Raw genomic sequence first — 16,525 nt, 5'->3', positions numbered from 1 at the left:
CGCGTCATCCCTCGATCTTGTGCAGGGGGTAATGGGTCAGGATGTGGTGCGCGACCTCGGCGCAGGTCGGAAACCACACGCCCGGCAGGGTCTTCATCCGCTGGATCAGCCGCTCCAGCATGTCGACCCGCAGGGCATGACCCGAGACGAAGGGATGCAGCAGGAAATTCACATAGCCGCCGCGCCGGTATTCCTGCTCGAAGGTTTGCCACCAGATGTCGAAGACCTCGTCCACATCCATGATCCTCTGCGCCTGGTTGGGCGTGGCAAGCCAGCCGAAGCTGAAGAACATCGCGTCATCCAGGGCGTAATGGAACGGCAGTTGCAGGATGGGGTTCGCGCCTTCCTCGTCGTATTCGTAAAGCGGCATCCGGCTGGCGGAGGTGAACGAGTTGTAGAGCACGCCCTTGTTCCGCAGCAGCGCCTGCGTGTGGCTGGACCGCGTGCCGATCACCGGCTGTCCAGAAATCCCGGACAAGGCGGCCAGGGTGCGCGACAGATGCGCCTCCTCGATCACCGGATCGGTTGCCACATCATGTTCCCACATGTGGTCGGCCAATTCATGTCCGGCCGCGACGGCGCGATGCAGCGCCTTCGGATAAAGTTCGCAGATCCGGCCCGGCGTAAAGACCGTAACCTTGACATCCTGTCCGTCGAACATGTCGAGGATGCGCCATATCCCCACCCGGCCGCCGAATTCGCCCTTGGCGCGCTGGCCCCAAGGTTCGTTGAGCAGCCGCCGCAACAGCATCGCGTCGAAATCCAAGGTGAAGTTCACCGCGCATCTGACGCCTTCGGGCCAGGCCAGATCCGGAATGGGAACGCGCCGTCCGGGTTGGCAGCGCGCGGTTTGCAGCAGGTCGGCATAATCGGGGTCGATGAAGTTCAAGATGTCAGCCTTCGATAATGGTCTGCGGGCGCAGGCCGGCGCCGAACAAAAGAGCGGTCTCGGCGGCGCGCAGCCCGGCAATGACGGGATTGACAACCGGCACGCCCACGGCCCGCGACAAATTTTGCGCAAGTCCCGGCGCGAACGACATGGCAAGGCAACCCAGCACCAGCACTTCGGCACCGGCGGCCACGCAGCCGCGTGCCTGATCGACGATGGCAGGCAGGTGGCGGTCGGGATCGGCAATCAGCGCAGCGACTGATCCTCCGACACGGACCTCGGATAGAAACATCGGCTCGGCGCCCATGCCCCTGATGCGCCGCCGCAGTCCGGGCGGTGTCGGGTCCGACGACAGGACCGAGAACCGCTCACCCAGTTGCAGGGCTGCCAGAATGCCCGCCTCGCCCGGTCCGATGACCGGCAGGCCCGAGATCTCGGACAAAGCCTCGACGCCCGGGTCGCTGAAGCAGCCGATGACAACGGCCTGATGCCCCGAGGCGGTCCAGGTTCTTGCAGCATCGGCAAGATGGGGCACGACCATGGCGATGTCGCTGGCCTTTTCGATGGCAGGCGGCCCGTTCTGGGGCGAGGCGATCCCGACATCGCAGCCCGGAGCCCAGGCTTGCAGCATCGCCAGGCGCCGCGCCACTTCGGCCTGCCCTGCGGTGCGGTGCAGGGGGCTGACAAGCTGGTAAAGCAGCCGGGGCCGACCGGCCAAATCGTCCGTCATTGGTCTTCCTTTCGGGTCGGTTGGGGCAAGCGCGTCAGAAGGCCCGCTGCAGGCCGACAAGGCGTTGCACCAGCACCACACCCACAAGAGACAGCAGGATCGACAGTGTCGCCGCCGCGGCCGCCGTGGGCTTGAATTCGTAGGTCAGAAAGTCGAACAGCGCGAGAGGCAGGGTGTTTCCGCCAATCGGCTTCAACAGCAGCGAGATCGTGTAAAGATCAAAGCTGTTGATGAAGGCGAAGATCGCGCCCATCGCCACCCCCGGCATGACCAGCGGCAGGATCACCAGCCTGAAAGTCTGCCAGCCGGTCGCACCCATGCTGGAAGAGGCTTCCTCAAGGGACGGGGGCACCTGCCGCAGGGCGGCCGTGATCGAGACATAGGCATAGGGAAAGGCCATCAGGATATGGCCGAACTGCAGCCCCAGAACGGTCTTGCCCAATCCGATCTTGTAAAGGAAGAACAGCAGGCCGACGGCCGTCAGCAGTTCCGGCACCAGCAGCGGCAAGGTCATGCCCAGATGGAACCAGCCGGCCATGCGGCCCGCCATCGCCTGCCCCGCCAAGGCCGCCATCACCGCTATGACCGTCGTCACGACCGCAGTGATCGCAGCAACGCGCAACGACATCAGCAGCCCATCGACCAGATCCTTGCGCGACAGGAACTCTTGATACCACTGCAACGAAAAGCCCTGCGGCGGAAACTCGATCATCAGGCCCGAGGTGAAGGACGCACCGACGATCGTGACCAGCGGCATCAGCAGGAACACGTAAAGCGCCACGATCAGCAGGGAAAAGCCAAGCCCGACACTGCGGCCGCTTCCAAAGGTTGCACCTGCCGCGCTCATGCCTTGGCCCTTTCCATCAGCTTCGAGGTCAGCATCGTGAATGTCACCACCACGATCACCGTCGAGACCGACAGGGTGATTGCCAGCGCCGAACCGAAGGGCCACTGGAATGTCCCGGTCAATTCGCCCACGATCAGCGTCGGCATCACGCTGACCATCTGCCCGCCAAGCAGCGCCGGCGTCACATAGGCCGCGACGGCCAGGACATAGACCAGGATCATGCCCGGCTGGATGCCCGGAAAGCTGAGCGGCAGGATGATGTCGCGGAAGACCTGCATCCGGCTCGCCCCCATCGAGGCCGAGGCTTCGGTCAGGCTTTCGGGGATATTGCGCAGGGCATTGTTGATCGGCAGCACCATGAAAGGCACAAAGACATGCACCAGCGCCAGGACCACCAGCCCCTGCGTGAACAAAAGCCGCAGCGGACGTTCGATGATGCCCAGGGCCATCAGCGTCTCGTTCAGCGGGCCGTTCAGGGCGGTGACGATCATCCAGCCGAAATTGCGCACCAGGACGCCGGTCATCAGGGGCGAGACGATGCAGGCGTAAAGCAGGACGGCCTTCAGCCCGCGCGCCCGAGACAGATGCCAAGCGATCGGAAAGCTGACGATCAGGCACAGCACCGTCACCAGCCCTGCGGTCAGCAACGAACGCGCCAGCACGCCCCAATAATAACCATCCCCCAGAATGCGGGTGTAATGCATTCCGGTATAATCGGGGCCGAACGGCTCGCTCGTGCCGGGCGTGCGAAAGCTCATCTCGATCATGTTCGTGATCGGCAGGATCATGAATACGAAGATCAGAACGATGGCCGGCACCGACAGCAGCAGTCGCAGGCGGGTCTTGGCGGTCATGGCGCCACCTCGGGCATCAGCCAGGCTTGTGCGCGATCCATCACGACCGCCGCCGCGTCGCCGACATGGACAGGCGTATTGGGCGCCGCCGTCAGCTTCAGCGTCCCGCCATCGGGCAGTGCGATCTCGCACAGCTGCGAGGCACCCACGAAGGCACACTTGACGATACGTCCGTTGAAATCCGCCGCCTCGTCCGGGGCGGCCAGACGCAATGTCTCGGGGCGGACCAGCAGTTCCGCGCGACCGTTCAGGCCCTGGACGCCAGCCACTGTCAGCACGGTGCCGCCTGCCTCGATCCGGTATTGTCCCGAACCCTGTTCCGCGACCGACTGACAGGCCAGGAAATTGGCCTCGCCGGTGAAATCCGCCACATAGCGTTCGACCGGCTTTTGATAGATTTCGCGCGGCGTGGCGAACTGGGCAACGCGACCTGCTTTCATGACAGCCACCATGTCGGACATGGCCATCGCTTCGGACTGGTCATGGGTCACATAGAAGGCCGTGATCCCCGACTGCTGCTGCAGGTCGCGGATCAGCCACCGCACCTCGTCTCGCAACCGCGCATCCAGGTTCGCCAGAGGCTCGTCCAGAAGCAGAAGACGCGGCTTCATCACCAGTGCCCGCGCCAAGGCGACCCGCTGCTGTTGCCCGCCCGAGATTTGGCGTGGCAGACGGTCTTCCAGTCCATTGAGTCGAACCAGATCGACCGCTTCCCCGACGCGCCGCGCCATGTCGGGCTTGGGGCATTTCTGCAACCTCAGCCCGTAGCCGATGTTCTCGGCCACCGTCATGTGCGGAAACAGAGCATAGTTCTGAAAGACCACACCGAAGCCGCGACGGTTCGAAGGCAGCTTCAGGATGCTTTCACCATCCAGCGTGATGTCCCCGCCTTCAGGGTCCAGAAATCCCGCCAGACAGCGAAGGGTGGTGCTCTTGCCGCAGCCCGAAGGCCCCAAGAGCGTCACCAGCTGCCCTGATTCTGCACGAAGCGTCACATCGTCCAGGGCGACGAAGTCATGATAGCGCTTGTGCAGCTTTATTGCCTCGACCGTCGCCATGGTTCAGATCGTCCGTTCCCAAAGGTCGTTCAGCTTGCCGGAAACGGCGTTTGCATCATCCCAGTCAAAGCGGATCGCCTGCGTCACCTGATCGGCACTCAACGGCCATTTCGCCACCGATTCGGGCAGTTTTACGGTCTTGTTCGTCGGCGCGATCAGCCAGTTCTCGGCCATCCACAGCTGGATTTCGGGGCTGAGGACGAAGTTCACATATTCCAGTCCCAGTGCCTTGTCGGGATGGTGCGCGAACACGCTGAACGAGTGATCAAATACCAGCATTCCCTCCTCGGGGATGACATAGTCGACCGGAACGCCCTGATCCTGCATGGCCTTCACCTCGCCCACATCCAGCGGCGCAACGGCAACCTGGCCCTGCATCATCAAGGGCGTGAGCTGCGAGGAATAGCCGATCTGCGGGAAGGGCGAGAGTTCCTTGAACTTGGCGACGGCGGTTTCCGCATCGTCGCGGCCCGAGCCGAAATGTTCGCCCGCCCACAGGGCCATCATGACGCCAGCCGAATTGGTGATCTTGTAAAGCCCGAGCTGGCCCCGGAAGCGTTCGTGCCACAGGTCCGCCCAACCGCGCGGCGGCTCGGTGACCAGATCGGTGCGATAGGCCAGGATCAGCGGCGCCAGCATCCCGGTCAGTCCGGTATGTCCCTTGAGCTTCGCGGGTTCGATCAGGTCGGCCATGTTCGGAACCTTCTCGGGGGTCAGCTCCTCGAAATAGCCTTCGTTGCGAATCATCGCGGTGTAGCGTTCGTTCAACATCACCGACGCGAAAGGCGGATTCTGCGGACCCGCCGCGCGAAAATTCGCGATCCACGAGGTACCAAGCCCGATGTCCAGTTCGACGGGACGGCCAATCTGTTCTGCAAACTTCGGGATGACATGCTGGCGCCAGTCGTTTTCCCAACGTCCGCCAAACATGTTGACGATGAAGGGATTGTTCTGCGCAAAAGCTGGCACCCCCAGTGCGGCAAGCGCCGATGCGCCCGCACTTGCCTGCAGGAAATTGCGTCGCGACAGTTTCATCTTTTTCTCCTGTTGGTCGTGTTTTCGTTTGATTGGCGTTCCACACCCCCAGGGGGGTGAGAGCGTGATCGGAATCACATCTCGATCTTGTCGGCGTCCAGGCGCAGGTCGATCAGGACGGGATCGCTCGATTCCTTGACCAGCGCGGCGGCCCTTGCCAGGCTGTCCGCATCGGACACCCTCTGCGCGCGAAGTCCCATCGCGGCCGCAACGGCGGCGAAATCGGGCGGATCGATCATCGAAACGGCGACATCCATGCCACGGCTGGCCAGTTGGACATGTTCCGCGCCATAGCTGCCGTCGTTGCAGACGATGATGACCGTATTGGCATTCTGACGCTTCAGGGTGGCCAATTCACCCAAACCGGACAGCAGGAAACCTCCGTCGCCCGCGACAAGCACCGTCTTGCGGCCGTCGGCCGCTGTCGCGGCGCCGACCAGTTGACCCAAGCCGCAGCCGATCCCGCCAAAATGGCAGGTATAGACCAGGTTGAGCGGGTTGTTCACAGGCAGATTCCGCCAGGCCGTGGTCACGAAGCGACCCAGATCCGCCACAAGCACACGATCTTCGGGCAATGCCTGGTGCAACCTGCGCAAGGCCCAAGCCATGTCGACCGTGCCGGGGGCTGTCACCCCTGCCGCAGGAAGGACCGCGAAGTTGCGGGCCTCTGCTTCAAGCGCGGCGCGCAGATCCTCGTCCGTCGCCCCCGATCCGGGAATTTCGGCCATGTCCAGCAATTTGACGATTGCATTGGCAGTCAGCGCCGGGTCGCCGATCAATTGCAGATCGGGGCGGTCCATCCTGAAATTTTCCTGAATGTCGGGCAGGATCTGGATGACGCGCTTGCCCTGCAAATAGGCGCCATTTTCCGTCGTGTGCTTGCTGAGACTGGCACCGAATGCCAGAATGCAATCGGATTTCATGATCGCGTCGATGGCGGCCGGATGGCTGAGGCCGCCACAGATGCCGAGGTTGAAGGGCTCGCCGTCGAACAATCCCTGCGCCTTGAGCGTGGTCGCAACCGGGGCCTCGATCCGCCGTGCCAATGCCAGGATGGCATCCCGCGCCTCCGCCGAGATCGCGCCGCGTCCGGCCAGGATCAACGGGCGGCGCGCCGACGCAAGCATTCCAGCCGCTTCCTCCAGCGGCTCGAACGCTGCCGAGGCGCGGGGCAGTTCAGGAGGCAGAACGGGCGACGGCTGGCCTGCGTCGGCGACTTGCCATTGCAGATCCACCCGCATGTTGAAGACCACGGGGCGGCGCTGATGCGCGGCCAGCCGGAAGGCCCGTTCTAAATCCACCACGGCGGTATGGGGCGCGCGCATTTCGACAAAACCGGCTCCGGTGGAAGCAACCACCTCTCGCTGGTCGATGTTCTGGAGATGTTGCAGATCGCCGGGCGGGGTATCGCCACAGAGCACCACCAGCGGAACGCCGGCGCGGACACCTTCCACCAGGGCGGTGACCACATTCGTCAGCGCGGGTCCATGCGTGATGGTCGCGACACCGATACGGCCTGACACCTGCGCATAGCCGACCGCCGCCAGGACGGCGTTCGCTTCATGGGTCAGTGGGATATAGCGGCCATGTCCCGTCTCGATATAGGACTTCACCATGAAAAGATTCGCGTCGCCGACCAGTCCGAACAGGTCGCTCACGCCCAGTTTTATCAACGAACCCGCGAGAACTTGGTGAACTGTCGCGTTGGGGCTGGCGTGCTGCATGGCTGTTCTTTGCGTCTGAAGTTGCCGCGATACGCACAGCATAGGGCCGAGAAGATCGTCAACAAAAGCGCAATATTTTCTTCTGAATGTTTCCGAAAAGAGTACAAACTGGGCAGTATCGATCTGCTTGAATCATTTGCAGCGTCAATCCATAGCGAGGTCGCATTATTCGGGCCGCATGATACCTTTCTGTCGCTAACACCTGCTAAGTGTTTGATCCCCTGGTTTGCGGGTGCGATCCTTTCTTGGGAAAGCAAGGAAGCCTTATAGGCCAAGTTCGTCACGGGACGACATGGCGCGGATGCTGCTGTCCTCGGAACCCGAACAGCTTGAGCATCTGAAGCAGGCGCGGCGGATGTTCGAATGCGGGCTGGTGCGGGTCGCTGCCGAAAACGCCACGGCGCAGGACGTGCGCGATCTTCGCGAACTCGTCGGCGAACAGCGCTCCGCATTGCGCAGATTTCCGGGAATCCGATCCTGACGGCGACCAGCCAAGGCCATGCTGCGGTGGCTGTTCCAGTATCACGGGGTGCTGCTGCACTGGTCGGGCAAGGAAAAGATCACGCTTCAGGACCATGATCAGATCGTGGACCTGATCGCCGCCCGCGACGCCGATGGCGCGGTGGCGGCGATGGGCGCGCATCTGGACCGATCGACGACCCGGACCGGGTTGCCGCAGGCGTGGCTGTCGATGCAGAAGAACGGTGCCGCATGGGTCAGATCGCCTTCCTTCGGTCCAACGCGCCCCGCGTCAGCCGGTCCACCAGCACCGCCACGGCGACGATGGCAAGGCCCGCGCGCAGGCCGAGGCCCATTTCCATCCGCGTCAGGCCCCGTGTCACCTCGGCCCCAAGGCCGCCCGCGCCCACCAGGCCGGCCAGCACGACCATGGCCAGGGACAGCAGGATGCACTGGTTCAACCCGACCAACAGCGTGGGCTTGGCGGCCGGAAGCTCGATCTTCCACAGGATGGTCGACGGTTTCGCGCCGATGGCCTGGCCCAGTTCCTTCAGGTCGGTCGGAACGCCCCGGAAGGCCAGCGTGGTCAGCCGCAGCATCGGCGGGATGCCATAGACGATGGTGGCGATGATCGCGGGCACCCGGCCCAGGCTGAAGATCATCACCGCCGGGATCAGATAGACCCAGGGCGGCACGGTCTGCATCACGTCCAGAACCGGGCGCAGCGCCCGTTCCACGGATGCGCGGCGGGCCGCCAGGATGCCCAGCGGAAAGGCGATGGCAACGGCGATGGCAACCGCCACCACCACCAGGGCGATGGTCTGCATCGAGGCCTGCCAAAGCCCCGCCAGCCAGCAGAAGCCCAGGCAGCAGAAGGCCAGGGCCGCCACCCGCAGGCCGGTCGCGAAGAAGGCCGCGATCACGACGATGGCAATGACGGCACCGGCGGGCAGGACCAGCAGGGCGGCCTCCAAGCCGCCCAGGATGGCCTCGATCAGGCGGGTCACAAGGGCGAAGAAGCCGTGGAAATTGGCGTTCAGCCAGTCGATCACGGGGGCCAGGACGGCGCCGGGATTGAAGTCCATCACGATCTCCTTGCTGCGGCCTGGGTCAGGCGGTCCAGAAGCATGGTCAGCACCACGATGGCGATCGAGGCGTTGATGGATGTCGCGATGTCCAGCGTGCGGATCGCGCCATAGATCGTCTCGCCCAGGCCGCCCGATCCCACAATGCCCGCGATGACCACCATGCCGAAGGCCATCATCAGGCTCTGGTTGATGCCCGCCATGATCGAGGGGACGGCGAAGGGCAGCCGGATCTTCCAGAACATCTGGCTGCTGCTGGCGCCCGTCGCATGGCCCAGTTCGATGAATTCATGCGGGGTCTGGCGGATGCCCAGACTGGTCAGCCGGATCGCGGGCGGCATGGCGACGATCACCGTCGCCACCAGGGCGGTGGCGGGGCCAAAGCCCATCAGCGCGATGGCGGGCAGCAGGTAGATATAGGGCGGCAGCGTCTGGATCAGGTCAAGCGCCGGGGTCAGCGCGCGGTCCAGGCGGGGCATCAGCCCGGCCAGCACCCCCAGGGGCACGCTGATCGCCAGGGCGATGACGCTGGCCGCGACCACCAGGGCCAGGGTCTGCATGGTTTCCGCCCACAGGCCCATCGCGGCGCAGGCCAGCAGCGCCACCGCGCCGCCGATCCCGAAGCCCAGGGACAGCGCGCGCCAGCCGATCAGCCCCGCGACGATGGCGACGGCCCAGAAGGGCGGCAGCATCAGCAGCCACAGCACGGCGTCGTACAGCCCCTCCAGCACGGCGCGGATGCCGTCGAAGACAAAGGCGGCGTGATCGGTCAGCCAGAACAGCGCGTCATCGACCACGGTGTCGAAGGTGGAGACAAAGCTTTCCATGGCGCCCCCTATGCCGCCGCGCGGGCGTCGGGCTCGCCCCGCACCCCCAGCAGCAGGTTGCGCGTGGTGACGACGCCGACGATGCCGGTGGCGTCGGCGATGGCGATGGCGTCGCTGCCCGATCCGGTGATCGTGCCGATCAGTTCGTCGATGTCGGCCTCGGGCGAGCAGCGCGGCAGGCCGTCCAGCGACAGGCCCGGCGCCTGGAAGCGCCATTGGTCGACCGGCATCATCACCGAATGCGCCTTGACCAGGTGCAGGCGGGAAATGCCCGCCACGAAATCGGCGACATACTGGTCGGCGGGATTCATCACGATCTGCTCGGCGGTGCCTTCCTGGATGATCACGCCGTCCTTCATGATGGCGATGCGGTCGCCGATGCGGATCGCCTCGTCCAGGTCATGGGTGATGAAGACGGCGGACTTGCCCAGATCCTTGGTCAGTTGCCGGAACTCGTCCTGCAACTGCCGCCGGATCAGCGGGTCCAGGGCGCTGAAGGGCTCGTCCATCAGGATGATCTCGGGGTCGGCGGTCAGGGCGCGGGCCAGGCCGACGCGCTGCTGCATCCCGCCCGACAGTTCGCGCGGATAGCGGGTCTTCCAGTCCGACAGCCCGACCTTGGCCAGCGCGGCCTCGGCGGCGCGGTTGCGGTCGTCGCGGGGCACGCCTTGCACCTCCAGCCCGAAGGCGGCGTTTTCCAGAACCGTGCGCTGCGGCAGCAGGGCGACCGACTGGAACACCATGCCGATATGGCGGGCGCGGGTCTCGCGCAGGGCGGCGGCGTCCAGGCGGGACAGGTCGCGGCCCTTGACGGTGACGGTGCCCAGGCTGGGTTCGATCAGACGGTTCAGCAACCGGATCAGGGTGGACTTGCCGGACCCCGACAGGCCCATGATGCAGAAGATCTCGCCCCGCCGCACCTGAAGCGTGGCATCGGACACGCCGACCACGCAGTTGTATTGCTGCAGGATCTCGCGCTTGGTCAGTCCGCGTTCGGCGATCGAGCGGATCGCCTCGCGCGAGCGGTCGCCGAAGACCTTCCAGACCGACTGGCAGTCGATCAGAACCTCTGTGCTTTCCATGTCTACCCTGTCGATTATCGTGCTGTTGGGGCGGCGCCCGGCAAAGGGGGCCGCCCGGCCTGGCGGGATCAGTAGGACTTGATGTTGCTCCAGCGGCCGATCAGGTCGCCGTGGGCGGCGATCCAGTCGGCGATGGCCTCGTCCATGGTCTTGCCGTCGTTCACCGCGCCGTTGATCGCGGTGATCTCCTCCTTGGGCACGAAGACGCTGGCGATGGCTTCGCGCGCCTCGGGGTTCTCCTCGGAAAAGCCCTTCTGGCCGATCCAGTAATAGCTTTGCGGCGGCGGGAAGGCGCCCTTGGGATCCTTCAGGAACTTGATGTCGAACTTCTGCGCCATCCAGGACGGTTCCCACAGGGTGACGGCGATCGGCTCGTTGCGGTCCACGGCCGACTTCAGCGCCGCTGTCATGGCGGCGGTCGAGCCCTCGACCAGTTGCAGCTTCAGCCCGTAGGCGTCGATGGCGTCGCCGGTTTCGCGCATGATGCCGGCGCCCGGCTCGATGCCGATGATCTTGCCGCCGAACGCATCGGCCCTGTCGTTCAGCTGGTCAAGCGAGTCGATGTCGACATAGGCCGGGACCGCGATCCCGTCGAACAGCCCGTGCGACACCGGAGAGATCTTTTCCAGACGGCGCTTGTTGCGGTCCCAGTAATCCTGGGCGACGTAATCGGTCTGGCTGGCCAGGATCTGCACATCGCCCTTGGCAAGCGCGGCATAGGCGATGCCCCATTCGGAAAACGGCGTGACCTCGACGGTATAGCCCTTGTCCTCCAGCACCTTCTTGGTGATGCCGGTGATGGGCGTCAGGTCCTCCCAGGACATGGTTCCCATCCTGATGACCTTGTCCTGGGCCATCGCCGGGGCTGCCAGCCCAAGCGCCAGGGCGCCTGCCAGCATCGCGTTGAAAATCCTGCGCATGGTATCCTCTCTGTCGGGCCAATCGTCGGCCGTGACCATCCGGCGCCGCGGATGCGGCGGCCTGGGTCGCGACGGCCCCGTTGGCGTGTTGTGATGACCGGAACCGACCTCCCAGTCCCGTCCGGCAGGTTATCCCCCATCGGTTGCCGCTGCGGCAAACGAGAATATCCTGCGGTCGCGCATTAGAATTTCTAGGCGTCTTCCGTCAGGCCTTCAGCGACGCCAGCATGTGATCCACGAAAGCCGCGACCCCCGGACGGCGCAGGGATTTCTGGCGGCAGTTGAGGAAATTTCCGCGCCCGATGGTCAGCTGGCCGGGATGGGCCAGCACCAGCCGGCCTTCCGCGACAGGCGCGCGGATCATGTGCTGCCAGCCCAGCATCACGCCTTCGCCCGCAAGCGTCGCGGCCATCAGCAGGTTGACCTTGTTCGTGGACAGGCTGGATGGCGCCTTGGCCCAGGCCGCGCCCTGGGCCTGGAACCATTCCTTCCAGCCCAGCGGCTGCCAGCCGATGGCGTCCGCCGCCCAGTGGCGGTCGTGCAGGTGCAGCAGGTTCACCCGGTTCAGGCTGTCCGCGTCGTCAAAGGGGCCGTGCGCCGCCAGGAAGGCGGGGGTGCAGACGGGCTGGGCCACCTCGGGGAACAGGAAATGCAGCTCCTCGCCCACCTCGCAGCGTTCGTTGCCGCAGAGGATCGACAGATCCACCTCGGAATAATTGCGCAGGGTGTCGTCGGCGTCGGATGCCAGCACCACGAAGCCGATCTCGGGGTAGACCCTGCGGAAGCTGTCGATCAGCGGCTTCAGCCAGAAGCTGGCCATGGCGTCGGTGGCGGAAATGGTGACGGTTTCCGGCCCGTCGTCGCCCGCGATGACCGACACGCCCGCGCTGATGCGGTCCAACCCCTCGCTGACGGCGGCGGCCAGGCTGATCCCTTCGGGCGTCAGTTCCAGGGTGTTGTGCTTGCGCAGGAACAGATCGACGCCAAGCGCCCGTTCCAGCAGCCGGATCTGCTGGCTGATCGCGCCCTGCGTCACGTTCAGTTCGCGCGCCGCCAGGGTAAAGCTCAGATGCTTGGCCGCCACCTCGAACGTCGCGAAGGATCCAAGCGAGGGCAGATAGCGGCGCTTGATCGGCGGCATGGCGGCGGATTCCCCCTGTGGCTGGGGGATCATTCTAGCCGGGCTTGCCATTCTTTCCAGCGCATATAGGCATTGGCGCCGATGGTGTCGAAGGGATGGGGCGGCAGGCGCAGGGGTTCGGCCTCGGACGTGAAGAAGGCGGTGATGTCGCTGGTCAGGCCCATGGCCAGTTCCGCCGCGCCGATGCCGGTCAGGGTGCCGCGCGCGGTGCCAAGCCCGTTCTGCACGCAGGCCGCATACAGCCCCGGTTCCAGTTCCCGCATGACCGAGACGTTGTTGCGCGCCAGGCACAGGTGCCCGGACCAGGCATGTTCGAAGGGGATGCCGCGCAGCATCGGGAAGCGGTCGTCGAACTTCTTGCGCATCGCCCGGACGGTGCGGGCCAGGTCGCCCGCGCTTGTCTGCATGTCGGGGCGATAGTATCCGCCCTGCCGGATCACGATGCGGTGGCCGCCCTGCGCGGCACTGACCCGGCGCACGGTGGTGCCCATCGGATCGGCGGGCGTCGCGCCCCAGCATTCCTGCCCGCCAAGCGCGCGGATCGCGTCAGGCGGCAGTTCGGCGGTCATGCAGGCGTTCAGCATCACATGCATCAGCCGTCCGCGCTTGAAGCCGAAGCTTTCCAAGTGACCGTTGTTGGCAAGGATGATCTTGGGCGCGCGGATCTCGCCCCGCTCGGTCGTCAGGCTCCAGCCGTTGCCGCTTTCGATGCGCGTGACCGGCGAGTTTTCATAGATCCGCACCCCGTCGCGTTCCAGCCCGGCGGCCAGCCCCTGCACATAACCCGCCGGTTGCAGCATCGCCGTGCCGGGGGTGTAAAGCCCGCCCTGGTAATAGCCGGACCCGGTGATCTCGCGCATGGCCTGGGCGTCCAGCATCTCGTGCGGTTCGTTCAACTCGCGCAGATGGGCGGCGTAGTGGGTGTTATGCTCGATCCCCGGTTTCGAGGCCGCCGCGTTGATCTTGCCGGTCCGCTGGAAATAGCCCGGTGGGATGGCATAGTCCTGCACCGCCTGGCCCGCGAAGTCGATCGCCTTGCGGTTCAGCCGGGTCAACTGCCGGTCGTGGCTGTCGCCCGCGCCCGCGTAATCGCCCGAAGTCAGTTCGTGCGGCAGATCGATCATGAAGCCCGAGTTGCGTCCGGTGCCGCCTTCGGAAATCCGCGCCGCGTCCAGGATGGCAATGTCCAGGCGGGGGTCGATCTGGCGCAGGCGCCGGGCGGCGGACAGGCCCGCGAAGCCGCCGCCGATGATGGCGATATCGCAGCCCGCCTGGCCTTCAAGCCGCGCGCGGGGCGCGACCGGGGGCAGGATCGCGGCCCACCCGGCGGGACCGTTGAAGACGGGGGTGCGGCTGGCGTCGTGCCGGGCCATCAGTCCAAACTCGCGTCCGAATGGTCGGTCAGGTCGATCCAGATCGTCTTGAGTTGGGTATACTGGTCGTGGGCATGGATCGAATTGTCCCGCCCGCCGAAACCCGACTGCTTGTAGCCGCCGAAGGGCGTGGAAATGTCGCCCTCGCCGAAGCTGTTGACCGTGACGGTCCCCGCCCGCAGCATCCGCGCCCCGCGCAGCGCCCGCTTGCCGTTGGCGGTGAAGATCGACGCGGCCAGCCCGTATTCGGTGTCGTTAGCGACCGCGATGGCTTCCTCGAAGCTGGACACCGGGATCACGGTCAGGATCGGGCCGAAGATTTCCTCGACCGCCAGTTTCGAATCCCGCGCGGTCTGGACGATGGTCGGTTCGATGAAGCCCGTGGCGGGCGAGGTGCCGCCCAGCAGGATCTTTTCCTTCTGTGCCTCTTCCAGATAGGCGCTGACCTTGCCGAAATGCGCCGGGCTGACCAAGGCGCCGACGCGCACCTGCGGATCCAGCGGATCGCCCACGATCCATTCGCGGGCATGGGCGGTGATCCGCTCCATCAGCCGGTCTTGGATGTCGCGATGCACGATCAGGCGTGACCCGGCCGAGCAGTTCTGCCCCATGTTCCAGAAGGCGCCGTTGACCACATGGGCGGCGACCGCGTCCAGATCCTCGGCGTCGTCCAGAACGATGCAGGGATTCTTGCCGCCCAGTTCCAGCACCACCTCTTTCAGGTTGCTGTCCGCCGAATAATGCAGGAATCGGCGGCCCGTCACGGTCGACCCGGTGAAGCTGACCATGTCCACGTCCGGGTGGCGGCCCAGCGGCTCGCCCACCTCGGCGCCCGATCCGGTCACGACGTTCAGCACGCCGCGCGGCAGCCCGGCCTCGGCGGCGAGTTCCGCCACCCGCAGCGCGGTCAGCGAGGTCTCGGCGGCGGGCTTGACCACGACCGAACAGCCCGAGGCCAAGGCCGGGCCGATCTTCCACGCCAGCATCAGCAGCGGAAAATTCCAGGGCAGCACCAGGCCCACGACACCCACCGGCTCGCGGACGATCATGGCGATGTGGTTGTCCGATGCGGGCGCCACCTGGTCATAGATCTTGTCGATCAGTTCGGCGTGCCACTTGATGACGTGGATCGTTTCCGGCACGTCCACGGTTTCGCAGTCATAGATGGTCTTGCCCGCGTCGATGCTTTCCATCACCGCCAGTTCGCGCGCATTGCGTTCCAGCAGCTTGGCAAAGCGGATCAGGGTTTCCTTGCGCTCGGTGGGATGGAGGCGCGACCAGCGGCCATCCTCGAACGCCTCGCGCGCCTTCCCGACAGCCAGATCCACGTCCTCGGCCCCGCAGGCAGCGACCTCGGCCAGCGCCTCGCCGGAGGCGGGGTTGGTGGTGGTGAAGGTCTTGCCGGAAATCGCGGGGCGGAAGGTGCCGTCGATGAAGGCGTTCTGCGGCAGCACCAGCGACGCGGCGATGGCCTTGTATTCCTGAATGGTCAGCAGATCGGTCATCTCAGTTCCCTTCCGTGATCGCGGCGACGGTGGTCTTCAGCGTGCGGATCACCTGTTCCAGCGCGCGCTTTTCATCCTTGTTCAGCCCCTTCAGCGGCGGCCGCATCGGCCCGGCGCGCAGGCCCGAGACCTCGACCCCGTGCTTGACGCACTGGATGAACTTGCCGCCCTGTTCCAGCACGCGCATCAAGGGCAGCATCGCCGACATGATCCGGCGTCCCTTGTCGAAATCGCCCCGGACGGCGCAGGCTTCGTAAAGCGCGACATGCTCTTCCGGCAGGAAATTCGACCCGGCGCAGATCCAGCTGCGCGCGCCCCAGGCGAAGAACTCCAGCGCCTGGTCGTCCATGCCGCAGGACATCTGGATATGGGGATAGTCCCGCGCCAGCAGATGCACCCGGTTGATGTCGCCCGAGCTTTCCTTGATGCCGATGACGTTCCTGGACCGCCCCACCCGGTCCAGGAAGGTCGTCCCCATCTCGACCGACATGCGGCCCGGATAGTTGTACAGGATGATCGGCAGCCCGCAGGCGCGGTCTATGGCCAGCGCGTTCAGCGCGTTTTCCTGTTCGGTGGGCACCGAATAGGGCGGCGTGCCCAGCAGGATCGCGTCCGCGCCCATCTCTCGCGCGCCTTCAGCCAGGGCGATGCTGTCGGGGGTGCGCATCGCCCCCGTGCCGACGATGACCGGCAGACGGCCGTCCACGCGTTCGGTGATGAATCGCGCCAGGTCCAGCCGTTCCTCGACCGTCTCGGCATAGTTCTCGCCGGTCGATCCGCCCGAGATCAGGCCGTGGACGCCCGCCGCGATCAGGCGTTCGATCAGGTCGGCAAGCGCATCGAGGTCAAAGGATCCATCCGCATGAAACGGCGTGATCAGCGGGGTATAGATGCCTTCCAGCACCATCCGGGGGGTCATGCGGGCCTCCTGTTTGCGCAAGCGTGGTTGAGGCCACAGCTACGCCCTGCATGGCATTTCCCGCAAACGACAATATT

At 65.1% G+C, this 16,525-nt stretch carries 16 protein-coding genes and 1 pseudogene; 2 read left to right on the top strand and 15 right to left on the bottom strand.

The features are described 5' to 3' along the window. Nucleotides 1-4: 4 nt before the first annotated feature. From PARHAE_RS09725 to PARHAE_RS09695, 7 genes are read right to left on the bottom strand one after another with little or no spacing between them, the layout of a single operon-like run. A complete protein-coding gene (locus PARHAE_RS09725; RefSeq protein ID WP_241232752.1) occupies nt 5-889 on the bottom strand; it encodes a polysaccharide deacetylase family protein in 885 nt (294 codons plus the stop codon). A gap of 4 nt (nt 890-893) precedes the next feature. Continuing rightward, a complete protein-coding gene (locus PARHAE_RS09720; RefSeq protein WP_126154408.1) occupies nt 894-1,619 on the bottom strand; it encodes an aspartate/glutamate racemase family protein in 726 nt (241 codons plus the stop codon). A gap of 34 nt (nt 1,620-1,653) precedes the next feature. Beyond that, nucleotides 1,654-2,466, bottom strand: coding sequence for an ABC transporter permease (locus tag PARHAE_RS09715; protein ID WP_126154407.1), 813 nt, complete (start codon nt 2,464-2,466; stop codon nt 1,654-1,656). Then, nucleotides 2,463-3,320 carry an ABC transporter permease gene (locus PARHAE_RS09710; RefSeq protein WP_126154406.1) on the bottom strand — a complete coding sequence of 286 codons (858 nt, stop codon included), beginning with the start codon at nt 3,318-3,320 and terminating at the stop codon, nt 2,463-2,465. Before PARHAE_RS09710 ends, PARHAE_RS09715 begins: the two co-directional genes overlap by 4 nt. Next, nucleotides 3,317-4,378, bottom strand: coding sequence for an ABC transporter ATP-binding protein (locus tag PARHAE_RS09705; protein WP_126154405.1), 1,062 nt, complete (start codon nt 4,376-4,378; stop codon nt 3,317-3,319). Before PARHAE_RS09705 ends, PARHAE_RS09710 begins: the two co-directional genes overlap by 4 nt. A 3-nt stretch (nt 4,379-4,381) precedes the next feature. Then, nucleotides 4,382-5,491, bottom strand: a complete 1,110-nt coding sequence (locus PARHAE_RS09700) for an extracellular solute-binding protein (protein WP_126154404.1) — start codon at nt 5,489-5,491, stop codon at nt 4,382-4,384. Continuing rightward, nucleotides 5,488-7,137 carry a thiamine pyrophosphate-binding protein gene (locus tag PARHAE_RS09695; protein WP_126154403.1) on the bottom strand — a complete coding sequence of 550 codons (1,650 nt, stop codon included), beginning with the start codon at nt 7,135-7,137 and terminating at the stop codon, nt 5,488-5,490. The genes PARHAE_RS09700 and PARHAE_RS09695 overlap by 4 nt, the downstream gene beginning before the upstream one ends. A gap of 292 nt (nt 7,138-7,429) precedes the next feature. On the opposite strand from PARHAE_RS09695, the gene PARHAE_RS22110 reads away from it, so the two are divergent. Together PARHAE_RS22110 and PARHAE_RS22105 are read left to right on the top strand one after the other, a co-directional pair. After that, a complete protein-coding gene (locus PARHAE_RS22110) occupies nt 7,430-7,618 on the top strand; it encodes an FCD domain-containing protein (protein ID WP_420899397.1) in 189 nt (62 codons plus the stop codon). 18 nt (nt 7,619-7,636) lie between these two features. After that, nucleotides 7,637-7,744 (top strand): annotated as a pseudogene (locus PARHAE_RS22105) (transcriptional regulator NanR); the annotation flags it as partial. A gap of 109 nt (nt 7,745-7,853) precedes the next feature. Here PARHAE_RS22105 and PARHAE_RS09685 read toward each other — a convergent pair. The 8 genes from PARHAE_RS09685 to PARHAE_RS09650 form a co-directional block, all read right to left on the bottom strand. Next, a complete protein-coding gene (locus PARHAE_RS09685) occupies nt 7,854-8,681 on the bottom strand; it encodes an ABC transporter permease (protein ID WP_126154402.1) in 828 nt (275 codons plus the stop codon). After that, the gene (locus tag PARHAE_RS09680) at nt 8,681-9,508 is read right to left on the bottom strand and encodes an ABC transporter permease (RefSeq protein WP_126154401.1); all 828 of its coding nucleotides are present in this window, start codon (nt 9,506-9,508) and stop codon (nt 8,681-8,683) included. The genes PARHAE_RS09685 and PARHAE_RS09680 overlap by 1 nt, the downstream gene beginning before the upstream one ends. A gap of 8 nt (nt 9,509-9,516) precedes the next feature. Continuing rightward, entirely contained in the window at nt 9,517-10,590 is a 1,074-nt protein-coding gene (locus PARHAE_RS09675) for a quaternary amine ABC transporter ATP-binding protein (RefSeq protein ID WP_206436913.1), read from the bottom strand. A 68-nt stretch (nt 10,591-10,658) separates the two neighbouring features. Continuing rightward, entirely contained in the window at nt 10,659-11,510 is an 852-nt protein-coding gene (locus tag PARHAE_RS09670) for a glycine betaine ABC transporter substrate-binding protein (RefSeq protein ID WP_126154400.1), read from the bottom strand. Nucleotides 11,511-11,715: 205 nt separating this feature from the next. Then, a complete protein-coding gene (locus PARHAE_RS09665) occupies nt 11,716-12,684 on the bottom strand; it encodes a LysR substrate-binding domain-containing protein (RefSeq protein WP_241232749.1) in 969 nt (322 codons plus the stop codon). Continuing rightward, entirely contained in the window at nt 12,681-14,024 is a 1,344-nt protein-coding gene (locus PARHAE_RS09660; protein WP_126154399.1) for an NAD(P)/FAD-dependent oxidoreductase, read from the bottom strand. The genes PARHAE_RS09665 and PARHAE_RS09660 overlap by 4 nt, the downstream gene beginning before the upstream one ends. Then, nucleotides 14,024-15,529: an aldehyde dehydrogenase gene (locus tag PARHAE_RS09655; RefSeq protein ID WP_126154398.1), complete on the bottom strand. Its 1,506-nt coding sequence runs from the start codon at nt 15,527-15,529 to the stop codon at nt 14,024-14,026. Before PARHAE_RS09655 ends, PARHAE_RS09660 begins: the two co-directional genes overlap by 1 nt. Nucleotide 15,530: 1 nt before the next feature. Next, nucleotides 15,531-16,448, bottom strand: a complete 918-nt coding sequence (locus PARHAE_RS09650; RefSeq protein ID WP_420899396.1) for a dihydrodipicolinate synthase family protein — start codon at nt 16,446-16,448, stop codon at nt 15,531-15,533. Nucleotides 16,449-16,525 lie beyond the last annotated feature (77 nt).

Source organism: Paracoccus haematequi, assembly GCF_900631945.1.
GTDB lineage: Bacteria > Pseudomonadota > Alphaproteobacteria > Rhodobacterales > Rhodobacteraceae > Paracoccus > Paracoccus haematequi_A.
The sequence above is the reverse complement of the archived record's forward strand: the minus strand, read 5'-3'. Positions and strand labels throughout refer to the sequence as shown.